11 protein-coding genes and 2 pseudogenes are annotated in these 12038 nt (G+C 61.1%); 5 read left to right on the forward strand and 8 right to left on the reverse strand.

Translation table 11 applies throughout. The annotated features are described in order from the left end of the window. A pseudogene (locus K0F85_RS29145) lies at positions 1-601 on the forward strand (hypothetical protein); the annotation flags it as partial. A 4-nt stretch (positions 602-605) separates the two neighbouring features. Here the strand turns inward: K0F85_RS29145 and K0F85_RS21600 are convergent. Continuing rightward, complete coding sequence (locus K0F85_RS21600) at positions 606-1895, reverse strand: MFS transporter (RefSeq protein ID WP_257572953.1); 1290 nt, start codon at positions 1893-1895, stop codon at positions 606-608. 118 nt (positions 1896-2013) lie between these two features. On the opposite strand from K0F85_RS21600, the gene K0F85_RS21605 reads away from it, so the two are divergent. Then, positions 2014-2916, forward strand: coding sequence for a LysR substrate-binding domain-containing protein (locus K0F85_RS21605; protein ID WP_219117980.1), 903 nt, complete (start codon positions 2014-2016; stop codon positions 2914-2916). 31 nt (positions 2917-2947) lie between these two features. On the opposite strand, the gene K0F85_RS21610 is transcribed toward K0F85_RS21605, so the two are convergent. The 4 genes from K0F85_RS21610 to K0F85_RS21625 form a co-directional block, all read right to left on the reverse strand. Then, a complete protein-coding gene (locus K0F85_RS21610; protein ID WP_219117981.1) occupies positions 2948-3820 on the reverse strand; it encodes a hypothetical protein in 873 nt (290 codons plus the stop codon). A gap of 19 nt (positions 3821-3839) precedes the next feature. Further along, positions 3840-4631: a hypothetical protein gene (locus tag K0F85_RS21615; RefSeq protein WP_219117982.1), complete on the reverse strand. Its 792-nt coding sequence runs from the start codon at positions 4629-4631 to the stop codon at positions 3840-3842. Then, the gene (locus tag K0F85_RS21620) at positions 4621-5133 is read right to left on the reverse strand and encodes a hypothetical protein (protein WP_219117983.1); all 513 of its coding nucleotides are present in this window, start codon (positions 5131-5133) and stop codon (positions 4621-4623) included. The genes K0F85_RS21615 and K0F85_RS21620 overlap by 11 nt, the downstream gene beginning before the upstream one ends. A gap of 101 nt (positions 5134-5234) precedes the next feature. Then, positions 5235-5528: a DnaJ domain-containing protein gene (locus K0F85_RS21625; protein WP_071325010.1), complete on the reverse strand. Its 294-nt coding sequence runs from the start codon at positions 5526-5528 to the stop codon at positions 5235-5237. Positions 5529-5690: 162 nt separating this feature from the next. Here K0F85_RS21625 and K0F85_RS21630 point away from each other — a divergent pair, with 162 nt between their 5' ends. From K0F85_RS21630 to K0F85_RS21640, 3 genes are all read left to right on the forward strand, one after another. Further along, positions 5691-7457 carry a glutamine--tRNA ligase/YqeY domain fusion protein gene (locus K0F85_RS21630; RefSeq protein WP_219117984.1) on the forward strand — a complete coding sequence of 589 codons (1767 nt, stop codon included), beginning with the start codon at positions 5691-5693 and terminating at the stop codon, positions 7455-7457. Positions 7458-7658: 201 nt separating this feature from the next. Continuing rightward, positions 7659-9518, forward strand: a complete 1860-nt coding sequence (locus K0F85_RS21635; protein WP_257572955.1) for a CHASE domain-containing protein — start codon at positions 7659-7661, stop codon at positions 9516-9518. A gap of 186 nt (positions 9519-9704) precedes the next feature. Continuing rightward, positions 9705-10418, forward strand: a complete 714-nt coding sequence (locus tag K0F85_RS21640; protein ID WP_219117985.1) for a glycine-rich domain-containing protein-like — start codon at positions 9705-9707, stop codon at positions 10416-10418. An 87-nt stretch (positions 10419-10505) separates the two neighbouring features. Here the strand turns inward: K0F85_RS21640 and K0F85_RS21645 are convergent, their stop codons facing one another. From K0F85_RS21645 to K0F85_RS28975, 3 genes and pseudogenes are all read right to left on the reverse strand, one after another. Next, positions 10506-10745, reverse strand: a complete 240-nt coding sequence (locus tag K0F85_RS21645; protein WP_029496207.1) for a hypothetical protein — start codon at positions 10743-10745, stop codon at positions 10506-10508. A gap of 694 nt (positions 10746-11439) precedes the next feature. After that, positions 11440-11700, reverse strand: coding sequence for a hypothetical protein (locus tag K0F85_RS21650; protein ID WP_219117986.1), 261 nt, complete (start codon positions 11698-11700; stop codon positions 11440-11442). Positions 11701-11783: 83 nt separating this feature from the next. Continuing rightward, positions 11784-12038: pseudogene (locus K0F85_RS28975) on the reverse strand (SDR family NAD(P)-dependent oxidoreductase); the annotation flags it as partial.

Raw genomic sequence — 12038 nt, forward strand, 5'->3', positions numbered from 1 at the left:
CCTGCTGCTGATCGTCCTGCTGCACGTGGGCCTGGCCTATGTCGTCCTGCAGTCGCGGCCCCGCCTTGCCACCAATGAAAACCTGCCGCAGGGCCCGGCCATCGCCTGGCTGCGCCATACCGCCCCTGCGCCGCCCAAGCCCGTCGCGTTACCCAGCGCCAAACCCGCACCCGCGCGCCTGCCACGCCCGCGTATGCCGGCGCCCGTCAGCCGCCCCCTGCCCGCCCCCAGCATCGAACAGGCGCCAGCGCCAGCAACGCCAGCAGCGATCACGGTCGTCGCGCCACCCAGCGCCGCCGATATCCTGGCGCAAGCCAAGCGCGACGTGGGCAAGATCGACAGGGATTTGCGCAAGCAATTCCCCCAGCGCGGAGAACAAAAACTCGATGACACGGGCTTCAAGCGCATGCAGCAAGGCTTTGCCGAAGCCTACGCGGCCGTGCCACCGAAATGGTACGAGGCGTCAAAAATCGAGGAAATGGGTAGCAATGCGTCCAAGGGCAGCCACACCTACAAGATCACCAGCGCGCTGGGTACCTTGTGCGTGACCACGGGCGCCGGCAGGAATGGCGAAACGATGATCGGCAACTGCCCCAAATAGCCGCTCAACCCACCGCTTCACGCGCCCCCAGCGGCTGCAAGTGACGCAGGCGCAAGGCGATCAGCACGCCGCCGCCCAGGCACAGGCCCAGCATGATGATGACACCCGTCCAGCCGTCGAAGCCCCACATCATGCCCGAGGCGGAGCCGATCAGGCTCGAACCCAGGTAATAGAACAGCAGGTAAAAGGCCGAGGCCAGCGCCTGCGGCGCGCGGGCGCGGCGGCTGACCCAGCTGCTGGCGATCGAATGCGAGGCGAAGAAGCCGAACGTGGCCAGCGCCATGCCGATGACGATCAGCGGCAGGGAATTGAACAGGGTCAATAAAATGCCGGACAGCATCACCGACAGCATGATCCACAGCACGCCCCGGCGCCCCAGGCGGTCCACCAGGCGGCCCGCCCAGACAGAGCTGAAGATGCCGATCAGGTACAAAAAGGCCAGCAAGCCTACCGTACTCTGGCGCAAGCCGAAGGGCGCGGCCAGCAGGCGGTAGCCGATATAGTTGTACAGGCTGACAAAACAGCCCATCAGCACGAAAGCCAGGCAAAACAGCCACGGCAAGCCCTGGTCAGAAAAATGCTGTTTGATGGCGTGCGGCAGCGCATTCCAGCCACGGGTACTGGGCACGAAGTTTTTCGACGCGGGCAGGCTGCGCCAGAATTCGGCTGCCGCCAGCACGCCGGCCACGCCCAGCACACCCAGGGCCCAGCGCCACGAGAGGAAATCGCTGAGCATGGAAGCGATCAAGCGTCCCGACATGCCGCCGAAGGCGCTGCCGGCAATATACAGTCCCATCGACAGACCCAGCGACGGCCCCTCGATTTCCTCGCCCAGATAGGCCATGGCCACGGCCGGCATGCCGCCCAGGGCTACGCCCAGCGCGGCGCGGATGGCCAGCAGTTGCGCATAATCCTGGGCGAAGGCGGACAAGATGGTGAGTATCGCGGCGGAAAACATCGCCGCCACCATCAGCGGCTTGCGGCCGATGCGGTCCGAGACGGCACTCAGCAGCACCAGCGAGATGGCCAGCAAGCCGCTCGAGACGGACAAGGACCAGCTGCTTTGCGCCGGCGTCAAATGAAACTGCTGCGACAGCAGGGGAAACAGGGGCTGGATGCAATACAGCAAGCTGAAGGTGGAAAAGCCGCCGAAAAACAGCGCGCGGTTGCTGCGCTTGAATTCCACGGAACCCTTGGCGATGGCCGAGCGAGGGGCGGGAGGAGCGGGTGCAACAGGTGAAACAGGAAGCGCCGGGGTGGCGGCGGAGGCATACGCGAGCGCTGAATCAGACATGGCCATAGGAAGGAAGTAAAGAAGCGAAAGAGGGAGCGAGTCTTCATGTTAGGATTGCCAACTCATATCGTCCAATATATATTCAAGGCCCAACTCATATTTTATAAATATTACTTATATGGAACTGCGCCACCTGCGTTACTTCGTCGCCGTCGCCGAAGAGCTGCACTTCACGCGCGCGGCCGAACGGCTGCACATCGGCCAGCCGCCGCTGAGCCAGCAAATCCAGGCGCTGGAAAGGGAACTGGGCGCGCAGTTGTTTGAACGCAACAAGCGCTCCGTGCGACTGACGCAGGCAGGTGCGCTGTTCCTCGACGATGCGCGGCGCATCCTGGCCCTGTCGGAACAGGCGGCCGTCACGGCGCGCCGTGCGCAACGGGGCGAGGCGGGCGAATTGCGCATCGGCTTTACCTATTCCACGCCATTTACGCCCTACTTCGCCACCGTCATCAACCGCTACCGCCAGCAATTCCCGCACGTCACCCTGACCTTGCATGAAATGGCCACGTTGCATCAGCTGGAAGCGATCTCGGGCAGGACGCTGGACCTGGGCTTCGTGCGCCCGCCGGAAACGACGTATCCGGACGACATCCGCCTCACGCCAATGCGGCAAGATCCGCTGTTCCTCGTGCTGCCCGTCGCCCATGCGCTGGCGGCCAAGGACGCCATTGCCATTGCCGACATGGCGGGCGAAGGTTTTGTCATGTATCCCAAGGATGCGGGCACGGGAATTTATCCGCAGATCTTCCGCCTGTGCAAGGCCGCCGGCTTCGTGCCCCACGTGGCGCAGGAAGCGGGCGAAGCGTCGACCATTATCGGCCTGGTAGCGGCCGGCTGCGGCATTTCCGTGCTGCCCGCCTCGTTCGATCGCATCCGCATGGATGGCGTATGCTACCGCCCCATCGCCGACCCGCAGGCGACGACCAGTCTGTTATTGGCACAGAGGGAAGAAGAAACGTCGCCGCTGGTGGCAGCGTTTGTCAAACTGGCCGAGGCAGCGGCGCAGGAAGAAAAAATATAGGCCGGCGCGTGCCGGCCTACGTGGGCAACGATTACGAGTAGTCGGCGTCCAGCTCCGAACCCGCATAATTTTCCAGGTCCTCGAACAGGCTCTTCATGCTGGCCCGCGTGAGAATTTTATGCACCACGGTACAGCTGCGGCGGTAGGATTCTATGCGCTCGAGCAACACAGGATGATGCTGCACGGGCACCTTGGCCACCAGGGCGGCCCAGCCTTCCTCGAAGTCGGGCTTGTTCTTGCGCACGGAACGCACGAAACGTTCGAATTCCTTTTGCCCCGTGCGCGCCATGATGCGCCCGCCGCCTTCGATGGCGAAGATGATGGCCAGCGCGATGACACCTTCGGCATTCAAGTCGCTGTCGCTGACGGGGCCGTTGTCATGGTGGCGGCGCAGCCAGCCGGCCAGGCGCACGACGGCTTGCACTTCCTTGCGCTGTTGCAACTGCAGCGCATACTTTTCATAGCCGGCCCAGTTCTGATTCGGGTCGGCCTGGCAAATATCGATGAACAGCTCGCGCAAGCGGCGCGCAAGGTAGACGGGGTCCTGGTCGTATTCACCGACGAGGGCGTCTTCCGGCAATTGCGACAGCTCCTTGATCAAGCGGAAGCCCACCTGGAAGGCGTGCTCGGCGCCGTGCTCGACGAGGAAGTCGAGCGCGGCCTGGTCGCCCTCATGCGTGACGGCCTGCTCCAGGCCCAAGGACACGCCACCTACCGTCAGGTACAGCGCTTTCTGGATGCCGTCGGCCGTGCGTTCATTCGTGAACTTCTCGGCCACCATGGCCGTGATGCCCGTCAATTCATCGGCCAGGTCCAGCGCCGCGTCTTCACGCGGGTCGCCCGGCAACAGTTTGATGGCGCGCACCAGGCGCGGAAGATTCTCTACAACAATTGCTGGCAGCATTAGACGTTCCCTGCTTTCATTACGAGAAAATGCCGGTGCCCAGGCTGCGGCGCGTGCTGCTGCGCGGTGCGCTGCGCGTGCTCGGCACTTGCTTGCGCAGGCGGTACAGCAATTCCTTGGTACTACGCTGCAACATGGTCGGCTCTTCATCGGGGTCGTCCGAGTATTCCGCGTCGGCCAGGTCGGCGCTGTGGCGGAAGTCGGGGAACAGTTCGAACAGCGAGCGGTCCCAGCCGTCTTCATTGGCTTGCGCCAGCTCGATGGCCAGCGGCACGACGTCGTTGTCGGACGACGTCACGCCCGTCACATACGGCCCTTTGATGACGATCTCTCCCGCCACTTCGAGGATTTCCTTCGGCGCCATCGAGAACAGGATGGCGAACGCCGTGGCGCCCCAGTCGGTGGCGGACGCTTCGAGCAGCAGCTCGCGGCGGCGCTCGGCATCGTCGGTGGAAAACACCACGCCGTGGATATGCGCGAACAGCGCTTCGGCGATGCGCTCAGGATCGTCCTCGATCTGGTCGTCGCTCCAGGTGGCGGCGATGAAGGCCAGGCTGTCGGCCCAGGCTTTCGGCGGCACCAGCAAGGTGGCCAGCGACATCTTGCCGCCGTCAAAGCCGGCCAGGTGCAGGGCCGTCACTTGCGGCGGGATGGCATTGAGCACTTCCACCACGGCCAGGTCGCCGTACTGGTCGGCCGCGTCGGCAAACGCCTGCTCGGCATGGCCCAGCGAACCGGACAGCACCAATTCCATGACCTGTTTCGTCAGCGCCGGAAGATTACTCTTTTGATCATCTTTATTATCGGCCATGGTCATCTCCATCCTGGTCAAACATCTGGGCGAAATCGTCGGTGGCTTCGTCTTCGTCGTGACCGTCGTCGCCGTCGTCATTGGCGGCCAGCTGGTCGAGCGACTGGTCGTCGTCGTCCCACAGGCGCGGATTCTTGTGCAAAAAGGCCGTGATGATGGCCTGGCGCGCCAGCTCGGGGAAACTCTCTTCGATGGCGGCGTACATCTTGGCCGCTTCCGGCGCGGCGCACGCAGCCATGGAGAACACGCGGGCCGGGTCGCCGAATTCGTAGTCTTCGCTTTCGGCCAGCAAGCCTTTCGGGTCGCTGAAGGTGATGTGGTCGACCAGCGCGAAGGCCAGCATGTTCACGTCTTCGATGCCGCCGCCGCTGGCGTACTCGCTCACCAGTGCGTCGACCATGCTTTTATAATTCTTGCGGTTAGGCGGGTCGCCGAGGATGCCATCGATCTGGCCTTCCAGCTCACGCGACTGGTACGCGAATTCAGGGTGTACTCTTCTCATGCTGTGCTTTCCAATGTGATGCGCGGCGCTGTTATCGATATAAGAGCGCCGTTGTTGTTGTTTTCAAGTAATTCAAGCCGGCGCATGCTGGCCAAGTCAATTTAATCGGCGGGTAATGCGGTGCCATGCAGGCGGAACACGCCGCACCACAGGGCATAGGCTTCCGCTTCCGGGTCGATGATGATGCGGTGATTCACGCTCTGGTCGTATTCGGCGCGCTTGGCCGGGTCGGCCAGGATTTCATACGCCTTGGTGACGCTCTTGAAGCGCGCCTCGGCGCCGGGGGCCTGGTTGCGGTCGGGGTGGAAGCGCATGGCCAGCGAACGGTAAACCTTCTTGATTTCATCGTCGCTGGCATTGGGCGCGACACCGAGGACGTTATACAAATTTTCCATAAATGGCTCCGGGGTCACGATTTGTTTGCTAATTAAAGGCGAATTATCCTATAGAACGGCGCCCGCGTCGCTTGCATGCTGGGATATGGGGGCAAATACGTGCATATAAAGCGCTTGTGGTACGGTAAAATGCTTTTTACTGTCACTCTTACGCACTGATCAATGAGCAACGATAAACCGAATACCGCCGCGCCAGCGCTGGCGCCTAATTTCTTGCGTAACATCATCGAAGCCGACCTGGCTGCCGGCGCCCACGTGCGCCCCGGCCTGCCCCAGGTGATCACGCGTTTCCCGCCAGAGCCGAACGGCTACCTGCACGTAGGCCACGCCAAGTCGATCTGCGTCAACTTCGGCCTGGCGCGCGATTACGCCGGCCAGTGCAACCTGCGCTTCGACGACACCAATCCGGCCAAGGAAGAACAGGAATACGTCGACACCATCATGGACAGCGTGAAATGGCTGGGCTTTGACTGGGAACCTCAGCATGCCGATGGCCAGAGCCACCTGCACTACGCGAGCGACTATTTCGACCAGTTGTACGCGATGGCCGAATACCTGATCACGGCCGGCTTTGCCTATGTCGACAGCCAGAGCGCCGAAGACATGGCCGCCAACCGCGGCAATTTCGGCCAGGCCGGCAAGAATTCGCCGTTCCGCGACCGTCCGCGCGACGAATCGCTGGCCCTGTTCCGCGCCATGAAGGCGGGCCAGTTCAAGGATGGCGAGCACATCCTGCGCGCGAAGATGAGCGAAGATGCCATGAGTTCGCCGAACATGAACTTGCGCGACCCGGCCATCTACCGTATCCGCCATGCGCACCACCACCGCACGGGCGACGCCTGGTGCATCTATCCGATGTACGACTACACGCACCCGATCTCGGACGCGCTGGAAAACATCACGCATTCGATCTGCACCCTGGAATTCCAGGACCACCGCCCCTTCTACGACTGGCTGCTGGCAACCCTGTCGGCCGGCGGATTTTTCCAGCAGCCTGTGCCGCATCAGTTCGAATTCTCGCGCCTGAACCTGACCTACATCGTCACCAGCAAGCGCAAGCTGCGCCAACTGGTGGAAGAGCACATCGTCGACGGTTGGGACGACCCGCGCATGCCTACCCTGGTGGGCATGCGCCGCCGCGGCTACACGCCGGAAGCGATTCAGCTGATGTGCGAACGCACGGGCGTGACCAAATCGGACGGCTGGATCGACTACAGCGTGCTCGAAGGCTGCTTGCGCGAAGACCTGGACCCGAAAGCGCCGCGCACGGTGGCCGTGCTGCGTCCGTTGAAATTGATCATCGACAATTTCCCTGAAAACGACAGCGTGGAATGCACGGCGCCCGTGCACCCGCACTTCCCGGAACGGGGCTTGCGCACCTTCCCCATCTCGCGCGAGCTGTGGATCGAGGAAGACGACTTCATGGAAGTGCCGAACAAGGGTTACTTCCGCCTGTATCCGCCCATCGACGGCAAGCCGGGCAGCCGCGTGCGCCTGCGCTATGGCTACGTGGTCGAGTGCACGGGCTACGACAAGGATGAAAACGGCAAGGTCATCGCCGTGCATTGCAATTACTTTGAAGACAGCAAGTCGGGCACCGAAGGCAGCTCGACCTACAAGGTCAAGGGCAATATGCACTGGGTCAGCGCGCCGACGGCGATTCCCGCCGAAGTACGCCTGTACGACCGCCTGTTTACAGACCCGCAGCCGGACGCCGGCGGCAAGGACTTCAAGCTGGCCCTGAATCCATTGGCCAAGGAAGTGGTGCAAGCCTGGCTGGAACCGGGCGCGGAACTGGCGCAGCCGGAACAGCGCTTCCAGTTCGAGCGCCACGGCTACTTCGCGGCCGACCGCGTCGACAGCCAACCTGGCAAGCCCGTCTTCAACCGCATCGTCACGCTGAAAGACAGCTGGCAAGCAGCCAAATAAGGCGCTAGTTCGCTCACGAAAAAACCGCTGCGGCGGTTTTTTTTCGTTTCAGCGAGAAATATTGCCTGTTGACTATACTCACGATAATTTTGTATATTAGGCAGCTATTGAGCAATTTACAATATCGATAGCGCTTGTGCAACTCAGTACAGCCTCCAGCACACAGGCGGCACCCGATTCCTCTACCTGATGCGGATGGCGATGTCTTCTACTGCCGGCGAACACCCCTTATCTGCTGAAAAAAGACCGCTCTGGCTGTTCGGCTTTGTGATGTCGTTGATGGTGGGCCTGCTGTTTTACCTGGCCGCCTCGCTGTCGATCGAAAACGATGCCGGCGAGCTATTCAACAATCTGGCGCGCAATACCCGGAAAAACATCGAATCGCGCGTCAAATCCTATACCAACCTGCTGCGCGGCACGGCCAGCCTGTTCCATGCCAACGAACACGTGAGCCGCGAGCAATTTCACCGTTACGTGGCAAACCTCGCCCTGCAGCAAAACTATCCGGGTGTGATGAATCTCAATTACAGCCGGGAACTCGACGATGCGCAGCGCGCGCCGCTCGAAGCGGCCATGCAGCGCGACTATCCGCCCGGACGCGACGGCTATCCGGCGTTTACCATCCATCCGCCCACCCCGCGTAACCAGTATTCCGTGCTGGTGTACATCGAACCGATTGCCAGTTCCCCGGAAAAATATGGCTATGACATCGCTGCGCGCCCCCTGATCGCCGAAGCGCTGGCGCAGTCGCGCGACTCCGGCCACCTCAGCAATTCCGGCATGCCCGTGCCGATGGAAGAACGGCCACAATTGACGGGCATGGCCATGCGCCTGCCCGTGTACCGCTACGGCATGCCGGTCGACACGGTAGAGCAGAGGCGCGCGGCTTACCAGGGTTCCGTGGGCATCGGCTACGACCTGGTGACGATGATGCGCAGCGCGCTGGCCGACATGCCGGTACGCAATGTCCGCCTGACCCTGTTCGATATTGGCCAGCAGGCGCGTGAACAACCGGACTTGCCGCTGCAACTGCCGCACGACATGCGCCCCATCTTCGACAGCACGACGGCGGGCATGCATGCGCCATGGTGGCTGCCCGGCAACTCGGGACGTTACCTGAGCAGCACGATGCTGATCGAGCACAATGGCCGCGTCTGGCAAGCGCTGTTCAGCGTGCGCAAGAGCGACCTGTATACGCGCTTCGACGCCTTCCTGCCTTGGCTGGCCCTGCTGATCGGCTTTGCCAGCACCATGCTGCTGTATGTGCTGTTCCATACCCTGGCGTCGTCGCGCCGGCGCGCCATCCAGATGGCGACGGGAATGACGGAGGAATTGCGTGCCAGCCAGATCCGCCTGCAGTTGTCACACCAGAAACTGCGCCGCCTGGCGGCCCACGCCGACCAGATCAAGGAAGAAGAACGCAAGCGCATCGCGCGCGAAATTCACGACGACCTGGGGCAGAATCTGCTGGTATTGCGCATCGACGCCGACATGCTGGCCTCGCGCACGCAGCGCCGCCACCCGCGCCTGAACGCCCGCGCCCGTTCAACCCTGGGGCAGATCGACGCCACCATCAAGAGCGTGCGGCAAATCATCAACGACTTGCGCCCCACCGTGCTGGACCTGGGCGTGAATGCGGCCGTCGAATGGCAGGTGGCACAGTTTCGCCAGCGCACGGGCATTGCCTGCGAAGTGAGCGAAAGCCATGACGACATTTGCCTCAGCGATCAATGCGCGACGGCCCTGTTCCGCATCCTGCAAGAGTCGCTCAGCAACATTTCCCAGCATGCCAATGCCAGCCGCGTGCAAGTCAAGCTGGAAAAGTGCCGCGATACGGTGTCGATGAGCATCAGCGACAACGGCGTGGGCGCGGCCATCGACGGGCGCACCAAGCTGGGTTCGTTTGGCCTGGTGGGCATAGAGGAACGCATAAAATTGCTTGGCGGCACTTTTTACATCGAAAGCAGCCCGGGCGCCGGCATGAGCGTACACGTCAGCGTACCCCTGGGGGCGGACGCCACCGCGTTTCCCTACCAGGAAGAAGGCCGGCCCAGCGCCTGACAGGCGCGCCAGCATGAAGCAAGCTCAGCTTGCTTATTTCGTAATTAAATGCAATATTAATGCAGAACAACTCGGCGCCCGCCTGCCATGGGCCGGGCATTCTTCCACTACTTGCCAGGAGTACACACCCACCACTCTCCCTCGTTTCAGCGTATTTCCCACAACACTCTTTACCAAAGGACATTCATGGATACGAACGACGGTTTCAAGGCAATTGCCGATTTGAATTTGGACGCGATCAAGGTCAAGCTGATGCACCGGGAGTCAGGCGAAGGATGGAGTCTGGAAAAAGCGAATGCGGTGGAATTTGAATACCGCCGCTTCCTGATCCTGATGAAACAGTTTCCGGAAGAAGAAACGGCGCCACTGATGGACGTCGATACCTTTTGGCACTACCACATCCTCGATACCCTGAAATATGCGGCGGACTGCGAACAGGTGTTCGGTTACTTCCTGCACCACTTCCCCTACATCGGCTTGCGCGGCGAAGACGACGAAGCAGCGCACCATCGCGTGGGCGAGCGCATGAAACAACTGTATGAACAAACGTTCGGGGAAGACTATATCCGCGCAGAAACGGCGTATTCGGGCCGCGCGGTACAGGCTGCATATTCGGGACGCGCGGTACAGGCGGCTTATTCGGGACGGGCCGTACAAACGGCGTTTTCCAGTGCGGCGGTACAGGCAACGGCCTACTCGGGCAGGGCCGTGCAAACGGCATTTTCCAGTGCGGCGGTGCAAGCGACGGCGTATTCGGGCCGCGCGACGGGAGCTGCCAACACCGCATTTTCCAGCGCCCCTGCCTCACTGGCCGCAGCGGTGGTCAAGTCGTCCACGACTGGCCTGGAAAAGGGGGGCTTCTATGTCGATCGTCCGGTACTGAATCGCGAGCCGCAATAAAAAAGCAGAAAACAGCTGTGGCTGCCGCACGCGGCAAGCCTGACTTACCCAGACGGCACCTCTCAGTTTGCCGTCTGTCAGGCGCTCTTAGGCAGCCATCAACTCGCGCAATTCACGAATGCTGAAATCGCTGATTTCATGCATGCGGATGAGGATCGTGGCGCCGATCGGCAAGGTGTTGTGACGAATCTTGCTGATGACCGGCGGCGCCACTTCCAGAGCTCGCGACAGGGCGGCATCGTTTTTCAGTTGCAGCTTGTCGATGATCGCGTCGAGGACACGATTCGGGTTGTAGGTAGGCAAAGAGGTAATTTGTTTGAGAGACATGATCGAAAATCCGTACTTGTTGTATTAAAGCAAAAAGAAACCGAATGTCTCTTCTGCAATAATTCAGGGTAAACACACTAAAAAGCGCCATCACTTATGCGGCATTTACGCCGCAAACAATATAATACACGCTATTGTTGATTTTTGCGTAACTTAAAGCGAAATTGTGATAATTGAAGAGAATTGACGCACTTTGAATGTGCTAGAGGATAACTCAAATCGGAAAAATTTGCTGCACGTCATCAATTTTTACAATGGGGAACACCGCAGCGTATCATCCAGGCAATTGCCATGAGCATGCCCAGGCAGGCCATTTCCGCGGATAAATGCCAACCGTGCGCGGCCACGCCGGCCGGGGTGGCAAACAGGCAAGTGCCCGCGATGGCATCTCTACGGCGCCAGGCCAGTTGCCGGCGAATTTCATCGGGCGGAGGAGGCGGCTGCAGCGCATGTTCGCGGCGCCGCATATAGGCACGCACCTGTTCCTTGCTGGGGTGACTCGTAGCTCGCATGACTCGCTCCTGCTAACGGGAAACAGCGTCGCGCGGTATGGAACCAGCTACCAATAGCTGAAACGCGTGACGACATTGCTCACCATATCGCCACGGCGTCATGACGCGTTTGCGCTGCATCAAATGGCAAGGCCCCGGTGTTGCGCCGAAGGCCGTACTGCCCCGCAGCCAGGCGGGCGTCCTTATTTCTTTTGCTGGCGCACGCGCTGTTGCTGTTTTTCCTGCGTTTGCTGGCGGTTCTGCTTGCGCTCGAACAGGGTGACAGCATCTTTCTTGGCTTGCTCCATGGTACGCATTTCCTCGTGCGCATCGTGTGGGACAAAAAATTCGGCGTCCTGCGCCGCCACGACCAGCTTGATGGCGGCGTCGTCGTCGAGGTCATACAGTTCCGTCAGGACGGTGGTGACCTCGTCCAGGTAGGCTTCGTAAGTGAGGGTGCTCATGCTGTAGTCCTTAAGTGAATGGCGCACCGCCGCAACGGCGCGCTGCGCGCCGGCCCAGCAAAGTGCGCAGATAACCGGCCATTTTACCCGATGCCGGCCCCGCCGGCCGACAGCGGCCGCAAGGCATCGGCCACGCGCGGGTAGCACAGGCGCACGCCCAGCTCGCGCTTGAGGCGCGTATTGTGCAGGCGGCGCGATTCGGACATGAACGACAGCAGCATCGGCGTGACCACTTGCTGCAGCGCGGCACGCGGCAGGCGCGGCGGGTGCGGCAAGCCAAACGTATCGGCCACGGCATCGAAATACTCCGCCATCTTGAGTTCGCTGTCATCGCTGGC

Origin of the sequence: Janthinobacterium sp. UMAB-56, assembly GCF_900095265.1 — a bacterium.
In the GTDB taxonomy this organism is placed as follows: Bacteria; Pseudomonadota; Gammaproteobacteria; order Burkholderiales; family Burkholderiaceae_D; genus Janthinobacterium.

Coding starts and splice junctions, on each gene's coding strand:
- K0F85_RS21650 (WP_219117986.1), bottom strand. CDS start 11,700: ATGAGCACCCTCACTTACGAAGCCTACCTGGACGAGGTCACCACCGTC.
- K0F85_RS21605 (WP_219117980.1), top strand. CDS start 2,014: ATGGAACTGCGCCACCTGCGTTACTTCGTCGCCGTCGCCGAAGAGCTG.
- K0F85_RS21630 (WP_219117984.1), top strand. CDS start 5,691: ATGAGCAACGATAAACCGAATACCGCCGCGCCAGCGCTGGCGCCTAAT.
- K0F85_RS21610 (WP_219117981.1), bottom strand. CDS start 3,820: ATGCTGCCAGCAATTGTTGTAGAGAATCTTCCGCGCCTGGTGCGCGCC.
- K0F85_RS21635 (WP_257572955.1), top strand. CDS start 7,659: ATGTCTTCTACTGCCGGCGAACACCCCTTATCTGCTGAAAAAAGACCG.
- K0F85_RS21645 (WP_029496207.1), bottom strand. CDS start 10,745: ATGTCTCTCAAACAAATTACCTCTTTGCCTACCTACAACCCGAATCGT.
- K0F85_RS21625 (WP_071325010.1), bottom strand. CDS start 5,528: ATGGAAAATTTGTATAACGTCCTCGGTGTCGCGCCCAATGCCAGCGAC.
- K0F85_RS21620 (WP_219117983.1), bottom strand. CDS start 5,133: ATGAGAAGAGTACACCCTGAATTCGCGTACCAGTCGCGTGAGCTGGAA.
- K0F85_RS21600 (WP_257572953.1), bottom strand. CDS start 1,895: ATGTCTGATTCAGCGCTCGCGTATGCCTCCGCCGCCACCCCGGCGCTT.
- K0F85_RS21640 (WP_219117985.1), top strand. CDS start 9,705: ATGGATACGAACGACGGTTTCAAGGCAATTGCCGATTTGAATTTGGAC.
- K0F85_RS21615 (WP_219117982.1), bottom strand. CDS start 4,631: ATGGCCGATAATAAAGATGATCAAAAGAGTAATCTTCCGGCGCTGACG.